At 74.0% G+C, this 19,262-nt stretch carries 14 protein-coding genes and 1 pseudogene; 9 read left to right on the top strand and 6 right to left on the bottom strand.

From position 1 onward, the window contains the following. The first annotated feature begins 5 nt into the window (after nucleotides 1–5). Together AB0J72_RS35295 and AB0J72_RS35290 are read left to right on the top strand one after the other, a co-directional pair. The gene (locus AB0J72_RS35295) at nucleotides 6–800 is read left to right on the top strand and encodes a type 1 glutamine amidotransferase (protein WP_363406639.1); all 795 of its coding nucleotides are present in this window, start codon (nucleotides 6–8) and stop codon (nucleotides 798–800) included. Then, nucleotides 800–3,697, top strand: a pseudogene (locus AB0J72_RS35290) (bifunctional [glutamine synthetase] adenylyltransferase/[glutamine synthetase]-adenylyl-L-tyrosine phosphorylase); the annotation flags it as partial. The gene AB0J72_RS35295 and the pseudogene AB0J72_RS35290, both read left to right, overlap by 1 nt. Nucleotides 3,698–3,766: 69 nt before the next feature. On the opposite strand, the gene glnA reads toward AB0J72_RS35290, so the two are convergent. After that, entirely contained in the window at nucleotides 3,767–5,119 is a 1,353-nt protein-coding gene (gene glnA, locus AB0J72_RS35285) for a type I glutamate--ammonia ligase (RefSeq protein WP_360569037.1), read from the bottom strand. A gap of 151 nt (nucleotides 5,120–5,270) precedes the next feature. Between glnA and AB0J72_RS35280 the strand changes: the two genes are divergently transcribed. Beyond that, a complete protein-coding gene (locus tag AB0J72_RS35280; protein WP_363406466.1) occupies nucleotides 5,271–6,995 on the top strand; it encodes an NAD+ synthase in 1,725 nt (574 codons plus the stop codon). Between the two features lie 221 nt (nucleotides 6,996–7,216). Beyond that, the gene (gene panB / locus AB0J72_RS35275) at nucleotides 7,217–8,047 is read left to right on the top strand and encodes a 3-methyl-2-oxobutanoate hydroxymethyltransferase (RefSeq protein ID WP_363406463.1); all 831 of its coding nucleotides are present in this window, start codon (nucleotides 7,217–7,219) and stop codon (nucleotides 8,045–8,047) included. Nucleotides 8,048–8,159: 112 nt separating this feature from the next. Here the strand turns inward: panB and AB0J72_RS35270 are convergent, their stop codons facing one another. The 4 genes from AB0J72_RS35270 to AB0J72_RS35255 all read right to left on the bottom strand — a co-directional run bounded on the left by AB0J72_RS35270 (nucleotide 8,160) and on the right by AB0J72_RS35255 (nucleotide 12,426). Then, nucleotides 8,160–9,350, bottom strand: a complete 1,191-nt coding sequence (locus tag AB0J72_RS35270) for a cytochrome P450 (protein WP_363406460.1) — start codon at nucleotides 9,348–9,350, stop codon at nucleotides 8,160–8,162. Then, a complete protein-coding gene (npdG, locus tag AB0J72_RS35265) occupies nucleotides 9,347–10,039 on the bottom strand; it encodes an NADPH-dependent F420 reductase (protein ID WP_354891426.1) in 693 nt (230 codons plus the stop codon). Before npdG ends, AB0J72_RS35270 begins: the two co-directional genes overlap by 4 nt. Further along, entirely contained in the window at nucleotides 10,036–11,448 is a 1,413-nt protein-coding gene (locus tag AB0J72_RS35260) for an RNB domain-containing ribonuclease (protein WP_363406456.1), read from the bottom strand. Before AB0J72_RS35260 ends, npdG begins: the two co-directional genes overlap by 4 nt. A gap of 93 nt (nucleotides 11,449–11,541) precedes the next feature. Next, a complete protein-coding gene (locus AB0J72_RS35255) occupies nucleotides 11,542–12,426 on the bottom strand; it encodes a hypothetical protein (RefSeq protein WP_363406453.1) in 885 nt (294 codons plus the stop codon). Between AB0J72_RS35255 and AB0J72_RS35250 the strand changes: the two genes are divergently transcribed. The 5 genes from AB0J72_RS35250 (at nucleotide 12,392) to AB0J72_RS35230 (ending at nucleotide 18,806) form a co-directional block, all read left to right on the top strand. Then, entirely contained in the window at nucleotides 12,392–15,034 is a 2,643-nt protein-coding gene (locus tag AB0J72_RS35250; RefSeq protein ID WP_363406450.1) for a hypothetical protein, read from the top strand. The two genes, AB0J72_RS35255 and AB0J72_RS35250, sit on opposite strands and share 35 nt — an antisense overlap. A 559-nt stretch (nucleotides 15,035–15,593) precedes the next feature. Further along, nucleotides 15,594–15,977: a hypothetical protein gene (locus AB0J72_RS35245; protein ID WP_363406447.1), complete on the top strand. Its 384-nt coding sequence runs from the start codon at nucleotides 15,594–15,596 to the stop codon at nucleotides 15,975–15,977. A gap of 51 nt (nucleotides 15,978–16,028) precedes the next feature. Further along, nucleotides 16,029–17,309, top strand: coding sequence for a 3-phosphoshikimate 1-carboxyvinyltransferase (gene aroA, locus AB0J72_RS35240; RefSeq protein ID WP_363406444.1), 1,281 nt, complete (start codon nucleotides 16,029–16,031; stop codon nucleotides 17,307–17,309). Further along, a complete protein-coding gene (locus tag AB0J72_RS35235) occupies nucleotides 17,306–18,085 on the top strand; it encodes an inositol monophosphatase family protein (RefSeq protein ID WP_363406441.1) in 780 nt (259 codons plus the stop codon). Before aroA ends, AB0J72_RS35235 begins: the two co-directional genes overlap by 4 nt. Before the next feature lie 64 nt (nucleotides 18,086–18,149). Then, nucleotides 18,150–18,806, top strand: coding sequence for a hypothetical protein (locus AB0J72_RS35230; RefSeq protein WP_363406438.1), 657 nt, complete (start codon nucleotides 18,150–18,152; stop codon nucleotides 18,804–18,806). Here the strand turns inward: AB0J72_RS35230 and AB0J72_RS35225 are convergent. Next, entirely contained in the window at nucleotides 18,790–19,233 is a 444-nt protein-coding gene (locus AB0J72_RS35225) for a pyridoxamine 5'-phosphate oxidase family protein (RefSeq protein WP_363406435.1), read from the bottom strand. The genes AB0J72_RS35230 and AB0J72_RS35225 overlap by 17 nt on opposite strands. Nucleotides 19,234–19,262 lie beyond the last annotated feature (29 nt).

Here is a 19,262-nt window from a genome sequence, read left to right as displayed (position 1 = left end):
TGACGATCGAAGGGTCCCCGCGGGGACGGGTGGCGCTCGTGGTGGAGAACGACCCCAGCGACGGCCTGGCGCGTCTCGGCGGCTGGCTGACCGGCGGCGGCCTGGAGCTGGCCGTCGTCCGCCCGCACGCCGGTGAGGAGCTGCCCGCCGACCTGGACGGGTATGCCGCGCTGGTCGTGCTCGGCGGCGAGCAGGACGCGTTCCCAGGGCCGGACGGGGAGCGGGACGCGCCGTGGTTCGCCCAGCTGGAAGGCCTGCTGCGCAAGGCGGTCCGGCACAAGGTGCCGACCCTCGCGGTCTGCCTCGGCGCGCAGCTGCTCGCGCAGGCGCACGGCGGCACGGTCGAGCGCAGCGCCGCCGGCCCGGAGATCGGGGTGCGGCTCGTCGCCCGCCGGGACGTCGCCGACAACGACCCGGTGTTCGCCGCGGTGCCGTTCGCCCCGGACGTGCTGCACTGGCACCGCGACGAGATCGTCGAGCTGCCCGTCACCGCGACGCTGCTCGCCGCGTCCACCCACTACCCGGTGCAGGCGTTCCGGATCGGGCCGTCCGCGTGGGGCCTGCAGTTCCACATCGAGTGTGACCTGGAGATGTTCGCCGCGTGGGCGATGGACGGCGTCGGCACGCTGGGCGAGCTCGGCATCGACCCGATCGAGCTGCTCGAGAGCGTCGAGGAGGCGCTGCCGGACGTCGCCGAGGTGTGGCAGCCGTTCGCGGAGCGGTTCGCGGCCGTCGCGCTGGGCCGCACCCCCCGCGGCGACGGCGGCCTGCGGTCCCTGCCGCTGCTGGGGCCCGCCTGATGCCCCCCGCCGGCCACCTCGCCCGGTTCGGGTTCACCGACGACGCCCGCTCGTCCGCGCTCGCCGGCCCCGAGGGGCTGCGGCTGTGGGACGCCGAGGCGCGCCGGCCCGTCGACGACGACGCCGCGACGCTGCTCGACACGCTGTACTTCGCCGCCGACCCCGACCTGGCGCTGTTCCAGCTGCACCGGCTCGTCGAGGCGGCCGGGGACGAGGTCCGCGCGGCCGTCCTCACCGACCGGTCGCTGCGGCAGCGGCTCATCGGGGTGCTCGGCGTGTCCGCGACCCTCGGCGACCTGCTCGTCGCCAACCCCGACGAGTGGAAGGAGCTGATCGGCGAGCAGAACAAGCGGCCCGCCGGCTTCACGACCCGCGACGTGTCGACCGTGCCGTCGTTGCGCAGCTCGTACCGGCGGGAGCTGCTGCGCATCGTCGCGGCCGACCTGACGGGTGCCGCGGACGTCGACGTCACGATGCGCCGCCTCACGGAGCTCGCCGACGCCACGCTGGCGGCCGCCCTGGCGATCGTCCAGGTCGAGCACCCCTCCTTCGCCGACGTCTGCACGCTGTCGGTCGTCGCGATGGGCAAGTGCGGCGGTCGGGAGCTCAACTACGTCAGCGACGTCGACGTCGTGTTCGTCTGCGAGCCGGTCGGCGGCGCCGACGTCGAGGTCGCGATGCGGGCCGGCAGCACCCTCGCGTCGGGGATGATGGAGATCTGCGGCTTCGTCGCCTGGCCCGTCGACGCCGCCCTGCGCCCGGAAGGCAGCCGCGGGGCGCTGGTGCGGACCGTCGCCTCGCATCTCGCGTATTACCGCAAGTGGGCGAAGACGTGGGAGTTCCAGGCGCTGCTGAAGGCCCGGCCCGCCGCCGGCGACCTCGAGCTCGGCGCCCGCTGGCTGGCGGAGCTGCAGCCGCTGATCTGGTCCGCCGCCGAGCGGCCCGAGGCCGTCGACGAGGTCCGCGCGATGCGCCGGCGCATCATCGAGCAGATCCCGCGCAGCGAGCTCGACCGCGAGATCAAGCGCGGCCCCGGCGGGCTGCGCGACATCGAGTTCGCGGTGCAGCTGCTGCAGCTCGTCCACGGCCGCGCCGACGAGTCGCTGCGGACCCCGACCACGATCGCCGGGCTGCGGGCCCTCATCGAGGGCGGCTACGTCGGTCTCGCCGACGGTGAGGCGCTGCTGCGCGCGTACCGGTTCCTGCGCACCGTCGAGCACCGCCTCCAGCTGCAGCGCCTCCGGCGCACCCACACGGTGCCCGACGACCCTGCCGCGCTGCGCTGGCTCGCGCACGCCCTCGGCTACCGTCCCAACGCCGCGCGGGACGCCGTCGAGTCCTTCCGGGCCGACTGGGTCCGGCACGCGCAGGAGGTACGGCGGCTGCACGCGAAACTGCTCTACCGTCCGCTCCTGGAGGCGGTCGCCAGGGTCCCCAGCGAGCAGCTGCGGCTCACCGCGACCGCGGCCAAGGCCCGCCTGGAGCTGCTCGGCTTCGCCGACCCGGCCGGGGCGCTGCGCCACATCGAGGCCCTCACCGGCGGCGTCTCCCGCACCGCGGCGATCCAGCGGCAGCTCCTGCCGGTCCTGCTCAGCGAGTTCGCCGACGCCCCCGAGCCCGACCGGGGGCTGCTGGCCTACCGGCAGGTCTCCGACAAGCTCGGCAACACCCCCTGGTACCTGCGGCTCCTGCGCGACGAGGGCCCGGTCGCGCTGCGCCTGGCCCGGCTGCTCGCCCTGTCCCGCTACGTCACCGAGCTGCTCGTCCACGACCCGGAGGCGCTGCGGCTGCTCGCCGACGACGCCGAGCTCGCCCCGCGCACCGCCGCGCAGCTCGCGACGCAGTTCGCCGCCGCCGCGGCCCGCCACGACCACCCCGAGACCGCGATCAACGCCGTCCGCGCCTCGCGCCGCCGCGAGCTCTTCCGCATCGCCTGCGCCGACCTGCTCGGCTTCCTCGACGTCTCCGCCGTCGGCGTGGCCCTGTCCGCCGTCATCGACGCCACGCTGCGCGCGACCCTCGGCGTCACGTCGGCGCCTGCTGCCGACCGCGGCCTCGAGTTCGCGATCATCGGGATGGGCCGGCTCGGCGGCGAGGAGACCAGCTACCCGTCCGACGCCGACGTCCTCTTCGTCTACGAGCCGCCACCCGGCATGGCCGACGACGCGGCCAGCGGGCTCGCCCTCACCGTCGCCGAGGACCTGCGCCGCCTCCTCGCCCGCCCCGCCCCGGACCCGCCGCTCGGCGTCGACGCGGACCTGCGCCCCGAAGGCCGCCAGGGCCCGCTGGTGCGCAGCCTCTTCGCGTACCAGCAGTACTACGCCCGCTGGTCGAAGGTCTGGGAGGCGCAGGCGCTGCTCCGCGCCCGCCACGTCGCCGGCTCCGCGGGCGTCGGCGAACGCTTCCTGGAGCTCGCCGACGCGATGCGCTTCCCCGACGGCGGCCTCACCCGCGACCAGATCCACGAGATCCGCCGCCTGAAGGCCCGCGTCGACTCCGAACGCCTGCCCCGCGGCGCCGACCCCACCACCCACACGAAGCTCGGCCGCGGCGGGCTCGCCGACGTGGAGTGGACCGTCCAGCTGCTGCAGCTCCTGCACGGCCGGACCGTCCCCGCCCTGCGCACCACCCGCACCCTGGACGCCCTGGCCGCCGCCACCGACGCCGGCCTCGTCGACCCGGCGGACGCGACCGCGCTGCGCGCCGCCTGGGAGCAGGCCTCCCACGTCCGCAACCTGCTGACCCTGGTCCGTGGCCGGGCCACCGACCAGCTGCCCCGCCAGGGCCCCGACCTGGCGGCGGTGGCGAGGATCCTGGGCGGCGTGGAGCCCCAGGAGTTCCTGGACGAGTACCTGCGCGTGGCCCGCCGGGGCCGCCAGGCCGTCGAACGCGTCTACCCGGCATGCCGGCTGCGACGACGAGGGGGCGCCCGGGAAGCCGGGGCGCGCCGTCGATCAGCCGTGGACCTACATGATGCCGAGGTAGCGCTCGCGCTCGAACGGGGTGACGACGCGGCGGTACTCTTCCCACTCGGTGCGCTTGTTCTTCAGGAAGAAGTCGAAGACGTGCTCGCCGAGGACCTCGGCGACCAGCTCCGAGCCGGCCATGGCGTCGACGGCCTGGGACAGGTTCTCCGGCAGCGACTCGTAGCCGGCGGCGCGGCGCTCGCCGTCGGTGAGGGCCCACACGTCGTCCTCGGCGCCCGGGGGCAGCTCGTAGCCCTGCTCGATGCCGCGCATGCCGGCGCCGAGCATGACGGCGTAGGCGAGGTACGGGTTCGTGGCGGAGTCCAGCGAGCGGACCTCGACGCGGGCCGAGTTGGGCTTGCCGTAGGCGGGGACGCGGACCAGGGCGGACCGGTTCGTGTGGCCCCAGCAGACGTACGCCGGCGACTCGGTGATCCGGTTCGGCACCGACTGCGGGAAGAGCCGCTTGTAGGAGTTGACCCACTGGTTGGTGATCGCGGTGTACTCCCGCGCGTGCACCAGCAGGCCGGCGATGAACGCCTGGCCGACCTTCGACAGCTTCATCGGGTCGCTCGCGTCGTGGAACGCGTTGCGCTCGCCCTCGAACAGGGACAGGTGCGTGTGCATGCCGCTGCCGGGCTGGTCGGTGAACGGCTTCGGCATGAAGGTGGCGTGCACCCCGTGGGAGAGCGCGACCTCCTTGATGACGTGCCGGAAGGTCATGATGTTGTCGGCGGTGGTCAGCGCGTCCGCATACCGCAGGTCGATCTCCTGCTGGCCGGGCGCGACCTCGTGGTGGCTGAACTCGACCGAGATGCCGATCCGCTCCAGGGCGAGGACCGCCTGGCGGCGGAAGTCGCGGGCGACGGCGTGGGTGGTGTGGTCGAAGTAGCCGCCGGTGTCGACCGGGGTCGGCACCGAGCCGTGCTCACCCAGCGACTCGAGCAGGAAGAACTCGATCTCGGGGTGGGTGTAGAAGGTGAAGCCCTTCTCCGCCGCCCGCGACAGGGCCCGGCGCAGCACGTGGCGCGGGTCGGCCCACGACGGCGAGCCGTCGGGCAGGGTGATGTCGCAGAACATGCGGGCGCTCTCCCCCGACATGCCACCCTCGAACGGGAACACCTGGAACGTCGTCGGGTCCGGCTTCGCGACCATGTCCGACTCGTACACGCGGGCGAAGCCCTCGATCGCCGAGCCGTCGAAGCCGATGCCCTCCTCGAACGCCGACTCCAGCTCGGCCGGCGCGACCGACACGCTCTTCAGCGTGCCGAGCACGTCGGTGAACCATAGCCGCACGAAGCGGATGTCGCGCTCTTCGAGCGTCCGGAGCACGAACTCCTGCTGACGGTCCACGGTGGTTCCCCCACGAGCTGCGGTAATCGGCTGATTCGGGCAAGTCTCGCCCGGTGGTGTTACGCCCAAGTTACCGGACCTGCCCATCCCACCCCGCACTGGAGTGAACGTCACAGGAGCACCCCGTGCGGCGTTGGTCCACACTTGAGGCATGCCACGGTTGCGCCTCGCGCTCGCCCAGATCGACCCGACCGTCGGGGACCTGCCCGGCAACTCGTCCCTGGTGCACGGCTGGACCAGCAAGGCCGCCGGTGCGGGCGCACACGTCGTCGCGTTCCCGGAGATGATGCTGACCGGGTATCCGGTCGAGGACCTCGTGTTCCGCCGGTCCTTCGTCGCCGCCTCCAAGCGGGCCGTCGACGACCTCGCCGCCCAGCTCGCCGGCGACGGCCTCGGCGAGACCGTCGTCATCGTCGGCTACCTCGACGCCGACGAGGCCGGCCCGCGCAACGCGCTCGCGGTGCTGCACCGCGGCACGCAGGTCGCCACGTACTTCAAGCACCACCTGCCCAACTACGGCGTCTTCGACGAGGACCGCTACTTCGAGCCGGGCGACACCCTCACCGTCATCCGGGTCGGCGGCGTCGACATCGCCCTCACCATCTGTGAGGACCTGTGGCAGGAGGGCGGCCCGTTCGCGGTCGCCGCGGCCGCGAAGGTCGGCCTGGTCGTCAACATCAACGGCTCGCCGTACGAGCTGAACAAGGACGACACCCGCCTGGCGCTCGTCGCCCGCCGGGCCGCGGAGGCGCGGGCGACCATCGCCTACGTCAACACCGTCGGCGCGCAGGACGAGCTGGTCTTCGACGGCGACTCGATGGTCGTGCGCCCCGACGGGTCGCTGATCGCCCGGGCGCCGCAGTTCGCCGAGCAGCTCATGGTGCTCGACCTGGACCTGCCGGCCGCGGAGCCGGTCCCGCCCGTCGTCGAGGACGCCGAGATGCGGGTCGTCAACGTCCTCATCTCCGACAGCGTGGTGGCCGCCGACCAGCCGGCGCCCGCCCCGGAGATCGCCGCCCGCGTCACCGACGAGGCCGAGGTCTGGCAGGCGCTCGTCGTCGGCCTGCGGGACTACGTGCGCAAGAACGGCTTCCGCGGCGTCGCGGTCGCCCTCTCCGGCGGCATCGACTCGGCGGTCGTCACCGCCATCGCCTGCGACGCCCTCGGCCCGGCCAACGTCACCGCGGTGTCGCTGCCGAGCGGCCACTCCTCGCAGCACTCCAAGGACGACGCCGAGGACATGGCCCGCCGCACCGGCCTGGACTACCGCGTCGAGCCGATCCAGCCGATGGTCGACGGCTTCCTGGCCAACATGGCACTGTCCGGCCTCGCCGTGGAGAACCTGCAGGCCCGCGTCCGCGGCGTCATCATGATGGCCATCTCCAACCAGGAGGGCCCCCTCGTCCTCACCACCGGCAACAAGAGCGAACTCGCGGTCGGGTACTCCACCTTGTACGGCGACTCCGTCGGCGCGTTCAACCCGCTGAAGGACGTGCCGAAGACGCTGGTCTGGAAGCTCGCCCGCTGGCGTAACGAGGAGGCCGAGCGCCGCGGCGACGTGCCGCCGATCCCCGAGCGCTCCATCACGAAGCCGCCGAGCGCCGAGCTGCGCCCCGGTCAGCTCGACAGCGACTCGCTCCCCGACTACGAGGTCCTCGACGCCATCCTCGCCGGGTACGTCGACGGCGACCTCGGCCGCGACGACCTGATCGCCGCCGGCCACGACCCTGCCGTGGTCGACCGCACCCTGCGCATGGTCGACCTCGCCGAGTACAAGCGCCGCCAGAGCGCCCCCGGCACGAAGATCTCCATCAAGGCCTTCGGCCGCGACCGCCGCCTCCCCATCACCAACCGCTTCCGCGAGAACCCCTCCTGACGCTCCCGTCTCCGCTCGCCGCGGGACGGGGCAGGTCAACGGTGCGGGTGGGAATCCGCGCCGCGACCCGCCGCGCCGCGACCCGCCGCGCCGCGGTGGCCGGTGGGCACAGTGAGATTCAGCATCCGTACTGCCGGAAGGTGGAGTGCGGTGCGACCATCGGGGGTGTAAGGCCCGGGGACCCCACGACGGGGCCTCGAGGAACCCGAAGGAGGACAGTGATGTCCGAGGTTCAGTCGCTGTACGGCGGTGCCGTCAACCGCCGGGTGCGCACCAGGGACCTGCTCGCCGCCAAGGAGCGCGGGGAGCGGTGGCCGATGCTGACGTCGTACGACCAGTACACGGCGGGCATCTTCGACGAGGCCGGCATCCCGGTCCTGCTGGTCGGTGACTCGGCCGCGAACAACGTGTACGGCTACGCCTCGACGGTGTCGGTCACCGAGGACGAGCTGCTGCCCCTCGTCAGGGCCGTGGTCCGGTCCACGCGGCGGGCGCTGGTCGTCGGGGACCTGCCGTTCGGCTCGTACGAGGAAGGGCCGGCGCAGGCGCTGCGGACCGCGGTGCGGTTCATGAAGGAGGGCGGCTGTCACGCCGTCAAGCTGGAGGGTGGCGTGCGGGTCGCGCCGCAGATCGCCGCGCTGACCGGGGCCGGGATCCCGGTGATGGCGCACATCGGGTTCACGCCGCAGAGCGAGCACACCATCGGCGGCTACCGGGTGCAGGGCCGCGGGGACGCCGCCGACGAGGTGGTCGCGGACGCGCACGCGGTCGCGGAGGCCGGCGCGTTCGCGGTGGTCCTGGAGATGGTGCCGGGCGAGGTCGCCAAGCGGATCACCCATGAGCTGCGGATCCCCACGGTCGGGATCGGCGCCGGCGGGGACACCGACGCGCAGGTTCTCGTCTGGCAGGACATGGCCGGGATGCGGACCGGGCGGATGCCGCGGTTCGTCAAGCAGTACGCGGACCTGGCCGGCGCGCTCGGCGACGCGACCCGGGCGTTCGCCGACGAGGTGCGCTCCGGGGTGTTCCCGGCCCAGGAGCACACCTTCTAACCGTCCGGGGCGCCCGTCGTACACCGGCGGAAACGGCGAACCGCTCGGCACTCGGGACGCGAGACCGGCCGGCGCAGGCCCCACGACATCTGCGCCGGCTGGTCGGGCTGCCCTACAGGGAGACCTCGAGCTTCTCCAGGCCTCTGATCACGAATCCGGGCTTCCACTGCGGCTCCCGGTCCAGCCGCAGGCCGGGGGCCTTCGCCAGCAGCGCGCCGAACGACGCGGCGAGCTCGATCCGCGCGAGCGGCGCGCCGAGGCAGTAGTGGATGCCGGCGCCGAAGGAGATGTGCGGGTTGTCGCGGCGCTCGATGTCCAGGCGCTCCGGGTCGGTGAACACGGCCGGGTCGTGGTTCGCCGAGCCGAACAGCAGCGCCACCTCCTGGCCCTTGCGGATGGTGTGCCCGCGCACCTCGATGTCCTCGAGCACCCACCGCTCGAACATCTGCAGCGGCGTGTCGTAGCGCATCAGCTCTTCGATCGCCGTCGGTAGCAGCGCCGGATCCGCCCGGAGTTTCCGCAGCTGATCCGGGTTGCGGAACAGGGCCCACCAGCCGTTGCCCGTCACGTTGACGGTCGCCTCGTGCCCGGCGTTGAGCAGCAGCACGCAGGTGCCGATGAGCTCGTCCTCGCTGAGGCCCTCGACCGCGGTGAGGGCGCTGATCAGGTCGTCCTGCGGGTCGCCGGCGCGGTGCCGGGCCAGGCCGCGCAGGTAGTCGGAGAACTCCTCCGCGGCGCGGACCGCCGCGGCCGCCGTCTCCCGTGGCGGATTCAGCTCGTACATCCCGCAGATCGCCGCCGACCAGGGGCGCAGCAGGTGCCGGTCCGGCTCGGGGATGCCGAGCAGTTCGGCGATGACGGTCACCGGGAGCGGCTCGGCGACCTCCGCGATCAGGTCGCCGCCGCCCTTGGCGACGAACGCGTCGACGAGGCCGTCGGCGAGCCGCTGCACCACGGGGCGCAGCGCCTCGACCCGCCGCGGCGTGAACGCCTGCGACACGAGCCGCCGCAGCCGGGTGTGGTCGGGGGGCTCGCGGTCGAGCATGCCGTTGTTGTTGAGCGTCCAGAACGGCTCGTCCTGCGGCGGCGGCGGCGTGCGCCCCATCTCCTCGTGCGTGGCCACGTGCAGGTAGGTGCGGCCGAGCCGGCGGTCCCGCAGCAGCGCGTTGACGTCCTCGTGCCGCGACACGAGGAACTGGCCGCTCGGCTCGAACCAGCTGACCGGGTCCTGTTCCCGCAGCCGCCGGTACCCGTCGTAGGGGTGCGCGACGAACGCCGGCGACCACGGGTCGAAGGTGCTCACAGGTCCGTCACCCGCACACCGGCGTGGACCTTGTACCGCTTGTTGATCGCGATCAGGTTGGCCGTGAGCGCCTCGACCTGCCCCGCGTTGCGCAGCCGGCCCGCGAACACGCCCCGCATGCCGTCGACCTTCCCGGCGATGGCCTGCACCTGCAGCGCCGCGTCGCGGTCGTCGCCGAGGACGAGCACGTCCAGGTCGATCTTCTCGATCTCCGGGTCGGTCAGCAGCGCGGCGCTGACGTGGTGGAACGCGGCGCACACCCGCGCCTCCGGCAGCAGCGTCGCGGCCTGCTCGGCGGCGCTGCCCTCGGCCACCGGCAGCGAGAACGGCCCCTGCTTGTCGAACCCGAGCGGGTTGACGCAGTCGACCACGATCTTGCCGCCGGTCAGGTGCGGCGCCAGCTCCGCGACCGTCGCCGCGTGGCCCTCCCACGGCACCGCGATGACCACGACGTCGGCCTGGCAGGCGAAGGCGTTGTCGCCGCCCTCCGCCGGCTGCTGGACGCCCGGCAGCGCGTTGAGGTCCTCGGCGGCCTGCGCCCCGCGCTCCGTGGAACGCGACCCGAGGACGACCCGCAGGCCCGCCCTGGCGAACCGGTACGCGAGACCGCGCCCCTGCGGGCCGGTGCCACCGATGATGCCGACCCGCAACGCCGAGACGTCGGGCAGTTCGATCTGGTCGTAGGTCATGACTCAAGTCTTACCGTGCTGAAGAGCACCTTGCGGCTGGCGGGGTCCGCAGCTGTGAGGATTACCCGGATCCGCTCCCCCAGCGGCAGCCCGTCGCCCTCGCAGCGGGCCCGGACCGCCGGCTCGTCGAGGGCGATGTCCGCCCGGTGCTTCTCGACGTCCAGCACCGCCGCGTCGAACTCCTCGCCGATGCGGTGCTCCAGCACGACGGCCTCGACCAGGTCGATCGCGCCCCGCTCGGCGGCGTTGGCGACCCGGTCGGTGCGGCTCATGACCTCCGGCAGCCGCGGCAGCGCCTCGCGCGCCCACCCCGGCACCTCGGTGCCGTGGTGCAGGGCCAGGCAGACCTCGGTGACGTACCGGTCGGCGAGGCGCCGCAGCGGCGCGGTGACGTGGGCGTACGGGGCGGCGACGGCACCGTGCAGCGGCTGCTCCGGCCGCTCGCCGTCGAACGGGGTGTAGCCGGCGCCGCGCATCATCTCCGCGGCCTGGTCGATGAGCGCCGCCGCCCGCGGGTCCATCGGGTCGAGCGCCGCGATCACCTCGCCCGGCCCCTGTCCGTCGGGCCAGTCGAGCCGCAGCGCCTTCGCCGCCAGCCGCAGCCTGCGCACCGCCTCCTCCTCCGGCGGCGGCATCGTGCGCAGCAGCCCGATGCCGTGCTCGAGCATGATCTGCGCGGCGGCCATGCCCGTCAGCAGCGAGATCTGCGCGTTGTACTCCTCGACCGGCACCGGCCCGCGGATGGCGAGCCGCCAGCCGTCGCCGTCGGGCTCGATCTCCTGCTCGGGCATCGGCAGGTTGATCGCGCCGCGCCGCAGTCCGTTGCCGGTGAGGAGCCGGCCGATCTCCGGCAGGAGACTGATCGACGCGTGGGCCTGGCCGGCGTCGACGTCGCGCTGGACCTGCTCGTAGCTGAGCTTCGCCCGGCTGCGGACCGTCGCCCTGCGCACGTCGACCGCCGTGGTGGTGCCGCTCTGGTCGATGTCGATCGTCCACAGCACGGCCGGCCGGTCCTGGTCCGGCAGCAGGCTGGCGGCGCCCTCGCTGAGCACCGCCGGGTGCAGCGGGACCTTGCCGTCCGGCAGGTACACCGTCTGCCCCCGCCGCCAGCTCTCCTGCTCGATCGCGGGCGCGTTGCCGGTGAACGCGGCGACGTCGGCGATGGCGTAATACACCCGGTAGCCGCCGTCGCGCCGCTGCAGCAGCAGCGCCTGGTCGAGGTCCTTGGACGTCGGCGGGTCGATCGTCACGAACTCGAGCGCCGTGCGGTCCTCGCGGTCGTCGTGCGGGTCCTTGGCGGCGGCTTCCGCCTCCCGGTCGGCGGCGTCGGGGAAGCCGGTGGGCAGGTCGAGCTCTCGGCGCAGCCCGGAGAAGTCGATGCGGGCGGCTCGGATACGTCGTAAGGCCACGGCACAGTCTTACCACCGGCACCCCGTCACACGGCAGCGCCACGGCCCCTCGTTCCGGACCGTGGCGCTGCGTGTGGTTGTCGCTGTCCGCCGTTACGGGCGGGCGAGGCTCGCCCAGTCCTCGGGCGTCATGCTCGCGGCCTCTTCGACGTTGTTGCCGTTCTCGCGGCCGGGGATCGCCTCGGTGGCGGCACCACCGGCGGGCACCATCGCGGCACCCTCGACGTCACCGGCGCTGCCCGCGTCGAGCCCACCCTCGGACACGACGGCCGGCGGGGTCGCCGCCTCCGCGGGGGCCGGCGCGCTGGCGGCCGGAGCCGGCGACTCGGAGGCCGCGGAAGCCTCCGGGGCCGCCTTCTTCGCCGCCGCGGACTTGGCCGCCTTGCTCGGCGCGGCCTTGGCGGCCTTGGCCGGCGCGGCCTTGCTGGCCGTGGTCTTGCGCGGCGCGGCCTTGGTGGCCTTGGCCGCCTTCGCGGGGGCCGCCTTGGCCGCGGCCGGCGCCGCCGCCGTCTCGGTCGCCGCCGACTCGGTCGCGGCCGGGGCCGTCGCCTCGGCCGCCGTCGCCTCGGTCGCCGCCGCCGGGGTCGCCTCGGTCGCTGCCGACGCGGTCTCGGTCGCTGCCGGTGCGGTCTCGGCCGCTGCCGGTGCGGTCTCGGCCGCTGCCGGTGCGGTCTCGGCCGGGGCCGGGGTGGCCTTGGCCGCGGCCGACTTCGCCGCCTTGGCCGGGGCGGCCTTGGCGGTCTTCGCCGGGGCTGCCTTGGCCGTCTTCGCCGGGGCCGCCTTCGCCGTGGCCTTGCTCGGCGCCGCCTTGGCAGCGGTCGCCTTCGCGGTGGCCTTGGCCGCGGGGGCCGTGGCGGTGGCGGGCGTCGCCGCCGTCTCGGTCGCCGCCGCCGTGCCCGTGGCAGCGGCCGCCTTCGCCGGGGTCGCCTTGGCGCCGGTCGCCTTGGCGGCCGTCGACTTCGCAGCCGTCGACTTCACGGCGGTTGACTTCGCGGCGGTCGACTTCGCGGCCTTCGCCGGGGCGGTCTTCGCGGCCGGGGTCGCCTTGGCGGTGGTCGCCTTGGCAGCCGTCGATTTGGCGGTGGTCGCCTTGGCAGCAGCCTTCGCCGGGGCCGCCGCCGTCTTGGCCGGAGCCGCCTTCGCCGCGGCCTTGCTCGGCGCCGCCTTGGCCGCGGTCGCCTTCGCAGCCGTCGACTTGGCGCCGGTGGCCTTGGCAGCGGTCGTCTTCGCGGCCGCCGCGGGCGCCGTCTTGGCCGCTCCGGCCTTCGCCGGGGCCGCCTTCGCCGTCGTGGCCTTCGCCGCCGCGGTCTTCGCAGCGGTGGCCTTGGCCGCCGACTTGGCCGGAGCCTTCGCCGGAGCCGCCTTCGCGGTGGTCGCCTTCGCGGCCTTCGCGGTGGTCGCCTTCGCGGCCTTCGCGGGGGCCGCCTTCGCCGTGGCCTTGGCGGCCGTCGACTTCGCAGCGGTCGCCTTGGCAGCGGTCGCCTTCGCGGTGGTGGCCTTGCTCGCCGCGGCCTTCGTGGCCGCGGGCGCCGCCTTGGCCGCACCCGCCTTCGCCGGAGCCGCCTTCGCCGTGCTCTTCGCCGCGGTGGCCTTAGCCGCCGTGGACTTGGCGGCGGTGGCCTTCGCAGCCGACTTGGCCGGAGCTGCCTTCGCAGTCGTCGCCTTGGCGGCGGTGGCCTTCGCGGTGGTGGCCTTGGCGGTCTTCGCCGGGGCCGCCTTCGCCGCCGTGGTCTTCGCAGCGGTCGCCTTGGCCGCCGACTTGGCCGGGGCCTTCGCCGGAGCCGCCTTCGCGGTGGTCGCCTTGGCGGTGGTCGCCTTCGCGGCCTTCGCGGGGGCCGCCTTCGCCGTGGCCTTGGCGGCCGGCGACTTCGCAGCGGTCGCCTTCGCGGCGGTGGCCTTGCTCGCCGCGGCCTTCGTGGCCGCGGGCGCCGCCTTGGCCGCACCCGCCTTCGCCGGAGCCGCCTTCGCCGTGGCCTTGGCCGCCGCGGTCTTGGCCGGAGCCGCCTTCGCCGCCGTGGCCTTGGCCGCTGCCGTCTTGGCAGCGGTGGCCTTCGCAGCCGACTTGGCCGGAGCCTTCGCCGGAGCCGCCTTCGCGGTGGTGGCCTTGGCGGTCTTCGCGGGGGCCGCCTTCGCCGCCGTGGACTTCACGGTTGCCTTGGCGGGGGCCGGGGCCGACTTGGCCGCAGCAGCGGTCTTCGCCGGAGCTGCCTTCGCCGTGGCCTTGGCCGCCGCGGTCTTGGCCGGAGCCGCCTTCGCCGTGGTCGCCTTGGCCGCTGCCGTCTTGGCAGTGGTGGCCTTCGCCGCCGGAGTCGCCTTCGCCGTCGTCGCCTTCGCCGCCGTGGACTTCGCCGCGGGGGTGGCCTTCGCCGTGGTCGCCTTCGCCGCCGTCGACTTCGCTGCCGGAGTCGCCTTCGCCGTGGTCGCCTTCGCCGCCGTGGACTTCGCCGCCGGGGTGGCCTTCGCCGTCGTGGCCTTCGCCGCCGTCGACTTCGCGGCAGGGGTGGCCTTCGCCGTGGTCGCCTTCGCCGCCGTCGACTTGGCGGCGGGGGTGGCCTTCGCCGTGGTCGCCTTCGCCGCCGTGGACTTCGCGGCGGGGGTGGCCTTGGCCGTCGTGGCCTTGGCCGCCGTGGACTTCGCGGCGGGGGTCGCCGACCTCGTGGCCCGGCCGGTCGTGGCCTTCGCCGCCGGGGTCTTCGCCGCGGAGGCGCCCGCCGTCTTGGCCGCCGGGGTCTTCGCGGTCGTGGTGCCCGCGGCCTTCGCAGCGGGGGTCTTCGCCGCGGAGGCGCCCGTCGCCTTCGCCGCCGGGGTCTTCGCCGCGGTGGTGCCCGCTGCCTTGGCCGCGGGGGTGGCCGACTTCGCCGCCGCCGACCTTGCCGCCGGGGTCTTCGCCGTGGAAGCGCCCGTCGACTTGGCCGCCGGGGTCTTCGCGGTCGTGGTGCCCGCGGCCTTCGCGGCGGGGGTCTTCGCCGCGGAGGCGCCCGTCGCCTTCGCCGCCGGGGTCTTCGCCGTGGCGGCGCCCGTTGCCTTCGTCGCGGTGGTGGCCGTCGGCTTCGCCGCCGGGGTGGCCGCCGTCGTCGACTTGGTGGACGGGGACTTCGCGGCAGTGGCCGTGGTGGCGGTGCCGGTGGCGGTAGCCTTGGAAGCGGCCGGGGTCGTCTTCGTCGCGGTGGCCCGCTTGGCGGCGGGGCGCGCCGCCCTCGTGGACCTCGGCGAAGACGAAGCCGGGGACGCGGCGGCGGGAGTCGCCGTCGTGGCCGCCTCGGACGTGGCTGCCGGGGTGGTGGCGGTGGGCTGGGCCACCGCCGAGCTGGTCGAGCGCCGGCGGGGAGCGGCGGCGGCGACGGTCTTCGCGGCCCTGGCGGGGGTCGCGGTCAGTGCAGCGTCCGCTGCGGGAGTCGTCGTGGCCGCGCTCGTTGCGGCCGATCTCGTGGTGGCCTTCTTAGCTGCGGCCATCGTGGTCCTCCTGGAGGAGTTCTCCCGCATCCTGCGGGATGTTCGCGGTTGGGTTGTGCGGATGGAGACGGGTCGGACCGGAGTCGTATGCCGGGGCGGTTCGCGGTCGCCTTCGGCTCCGACGTGTTGCTAGCGCTTGCCTTCCCACCGTTCGTCTTCGGCGTCCCACGCCTCGTTGCGTTGCTGGACTGTTTCCAACGCCCGCTGCGCTTCTGACGCCGAATCATAGGGGCCGAGTCGATCCCTTCCGGCGCACATGTCTGCCTCGGACTCGACCCGATGGTGGGAAAGGCACCAGTAGTACCGCTCAGCACCGCTGCTGCTCATGACATCACTGTGCACCGCAAATGAAACACGCGCCACCGAAACCGGCAAATAGCTGGTTGGGATTCCACAGTAGACGCAACCGCCCGACTCCGGGAGCGGACGCCCGCAGAAGGTCCGGAAGTCGCCGCGAACCACCCATCAGGTCGCCGGAAATCCTTGCGCTTCAACGATTCCGGGAATGCGCCGGCGGCGGCGGACGGCTCGCGACAGGCACCGATGAGCACGGATGCCTGTGGTCACGATCACCCGAGGGTGAGCCGTTCGGTGGAGCGAGATTCGAGTCGGACGGGCGATCCTCCCACCATCGTTAGGAGGCGAACAGTCCACGGTGGACGCGGGGCCGCGGGGCCCCGATACTCGGTGCCGTGAACTCGAACGCAGCGGTCCTCGCGATCGGCGGCTCGGCCGCCCCGGGCGACGTCGTGAAGTCCCTGACGGGCGGGCGTCCCGCACTCGCCGCCGACGGGCACGCCCTCGTGCTCTACGACGACGCCGCGGCCGCTGTACGGGACGTCGCCGGCTACCTGCGCCCGCGCGCCATGACGATGGTCCGGTTCGGCCTGCACGTCGGCGGAACACCGCACGGCGAAGAGCGACTGACCGGGCCCGTGGTGGCCGCCGCGACCCGCCTCGCCGACCTCGCCGGGCCCGGGCGGCTGCGCGTCTCCGCCGACGCCGCCGGAACGCTCGGCGACACGGTGCCGCTGGACCCGGCCGGCGACGGCTCGTACGAGATGCGCAAACGCTAGCCGGGTGGGGTTGCCCCGCGGGGCGGCGGCGGGCTGCGGGACAATCGAGGGGTGAGCCTCCATGCCGATGACCTGCCGGACGTCCTTGCCATCACGCCGCTGACCACGCCGCCCGACGTGTCGCTGCGGCCGCCGGGCTCCAAGAGCATCACCAACCGGGCGCTGATCTGCGCGGCGCTCGCGCCGGGGCGCAGCACGCTCACGGGGGTGCTGTTCGCCGACGACACGCACGCGATGCTCGGCGCCGTGCGGGCGCTCGGCGCGACGCTGACCATCGACGAGGCCGCGCACACCGTCGTCGTCGACGGCGTCGACCCGCGCACGCAGACCACCCCGGCGAGCATCGACGCCCGCCAGTCGGGCACCACCGGCAGGTTCGTGGTGCCGGCGGCGGCGCTGCGCCCGGCGCGCAGCGTCGTGGACGGTGCGCCGCAGCTGCGGGCCCGGCCGTTCGGGCCGCTGACCGACGCGCTGCGCGAGCTCGGCGCGACGGTGGAGGACCTGTCCGAGGCCGGGCCCGGGCTCCTGCCGATCGCGGTGACCGGGCCGGTCGCCGGCGGGAAGGTCGCGGTGCCGGGCCACCTGTCGAGCCAGTTCCTGTCCGGGCTGCTGATGGCCGGGCCGCTGATGTCCGACGGCCTGTCGGTGGAGCTCACCTCGCCGCTGGTCTCCGTGCCGTACGTCGAGGCGACCACCGCCGTCATGGCCGCGTTCGGGGTCACCGTCGACGGCCTGCACGTACGCCCGGGCGCGTACCGGGCGACGGACTACGCGATCGAGCCCGACGCGAGCGCCGCGTCGTACGTGCTCGCCGCCGCCGCGATCACCGGCGGCCGGGTCACCGTCGAGGGGCTCGGCACCAGCAGCCTGCAGGGCGACGTGCGCTTCGCGGACCTGCTGGAGCAGATGGGCGCGCGGGTCGAGCGGACCGCCGACCGGGTCACCGTCACGGGCACCGGCACGCTGCACGGCATCGACGTCGACATGGCCGACATCTCCGACACCGCGCAGACCCTGGCGGCGGTCGCGGTGTTCGCCGACTCCCCCACGCGCGTGCGCGGCATCGGCTTCATCCGCAAGAAGGAGACCGACCGGATCGCCGCGATCGTCACCGAGCTGCGCCGCGCCGGCATCGACGCGGTCGAGGACGAGGACGGCTTCACGGTCAACCCGGGGACGCCCGCGCCGACGGCCTTCCACACGTACGACGACCACCGGATGGCGATGAGCCTGGCGCTGCTCGGCCTGCGCGTGCCCGGCATCGAGATCCGCGACCCGCGCTGCGTGTCGAAGACGTACCCGACGTACTTCGTCGACCTGGCGCGCCTGTGAGCGACCTCCTCCTCGCCCGGCGGGCCGCGCTCGCCGGGGCCGAGGTCGGCATGCGCTACTTCGCCGCCCTCGCCGGGCTGCCGAAGGAGATCAAGGCCGACGGCAGCGTCGTCACCGAGGCCGACCGCGCCGTCGAGGCCGCGATCCGGGCCGTGCTGGCCGAGGAGCGCCCCGGCGACGCGGTCCTCGGCGAGGAGGGCGGGCTCACCGGCACCGGCGGCCGCCGCTGGATCATCGACCCGATCGACGGCACCGCGATGTTCGTCGCCGGCGACGACCGCTGGCTCGTGCTCGTCGCTCTGGAGGAGGACGGCGAGATCGTCGCGGGTGTCGCCGCTGTACCGGCGCAGGGCACCATCTGGTGGGCCTCGCGTGGCGGCGGCTCGTTCCAGGGCGGCATCGGCGGCGACGACGCGCGGCGGCTGCGCGTGGCCGCCGACGGCGCCGAGACGCCCGAGGGTGCGACGCTCGGCGTCATCCCCGACGACTACGTCTTCCGGCCCGAGCGGGCGATGCTGGAGCCGCTGACCGCCGTGGCGCGCAAGGAGCCGTGGCCGGTGCACGCGGCGCTGCTCGTCGCCGACGGGCGGCTCGACCTGTGCGTGCAGACCCGCGGGCAGATCTGGGACTTCGCGGCGACGTCGCTGATCGTGCGGGAGGCCGGCGGGCGGTACAGCGGCCTCGACGGCAGGCCGGAACCCGGTCCCGGGGCGTCGGTTTTCGCACGGAGCGCCACTTTGCACGCCGCAACCCTGAAGCTTTTCGACGGGTCTTGACACTCATCGATGCGTTCGTCCAGCATGTCCGGCGGGGTCGTACTACATCACGCTTGGAGTCGCTGTGCGCCGTGCCCGGGGGTTGCTGTCCGCTGCCGTTGTCCTGCTCGCGTTGCTGGTCCCGGCGTCCGCGCACGCCGCGCCCAGCCCTGGCGCCTCCCCCGCGGCCGCCGAGGACGATCCCGCCACGAAGGGGTTGACGCGCACCTCGCTGGACCTCGGCGGCGGTGAGGCGCAGGCGAACGCCCTCGGGCCGGTCGGCATCCCGGGCGCCTCGATCTGCCAGCGGTTCTACATCTACAGCTACCGCACGGCGCGCTACGTCTCGGAGGAGCAGGGGTACACCGGCAGCAGCCACAACATGCTGCGGGCCCGCTCCACGGCCGGCGCGCTGGGCACGTGGGAGCACTTCCGCCTCTGCGCCTACAACGGCCGGACCGACACCATCTACATCCAGGCCAGCTCCGGCTACCTCGTGACCGCCGAATACGGGTACAGCGGCAACCTCCGCGGCATGATGCGCGGGCGGGGCGAGTGGCCGGGCGTCTGGGAGGTCTTCGAGGTCTGGTCCGACGCCGGCGTCTACTACCTGCGCAACCAGTCCACGAAGGGCTGGGTCAGCGTCCGCGTCGACCTGACCGGCAGCTCCGCCAACATGTTGCGCGCCAACGGCGCGAGCGCGGGCCCGTGGGAGATGCTGGCGTTCACCTCGGTGGCGTGAGCGCCGGCAGGTCCCGGCCGGCCAGCTCGTTGGCCTCGCGCCAGGCCTGGATCCACAGCGGCGTCATCCGGAAGTACACGTAGCCCTTCCCCGGCCGGAAGCCCGTCTTCTCGGCGAACGCGTCCTTCGTGCCGTCCGTCAGGTCGCCGGCCGGCACGGTCTGCACGGCACACTCGATGAGCACCACGTCCCGCGTCGGCCCCACACCGACGCGGGCCCGGCCGTTGGCCTGGAGGTTGCGCGCCGTCGGGTTGTTGACGGCCGTCGAGAACAGCAGGGTCGCCCCGTCCCACAGGAACGACAGCGGCACCATGCACGGCTCCCCGTCCGCCGACGCCGTCGCCACCCACGCGTCGACGTCCTCCTCCAGCCGCCGTACCGTGTCCGCCACGCGCTGCTCGGTGCTCCGTGCCGCCTGTGCTGTCATCGCCACTCCCCCGCTGATTTTCGGTCCTC

It is taken from the genome of Dactylosporangium sp. NPDC049742 (genome assembly GCF_040674675.1).
Lineage (GTDB): Bacteria > Actinomycetota > Actinomycetes > Mycobacteriales > Micromonosporaceae > Dactylosporangium > Dactylosporangium maewongense.
The sequence above is the reverse complement of the archived record's forward strand: the minus strand, read 5'-3'. Positions and strand labels throughout refer to the sequence as shown.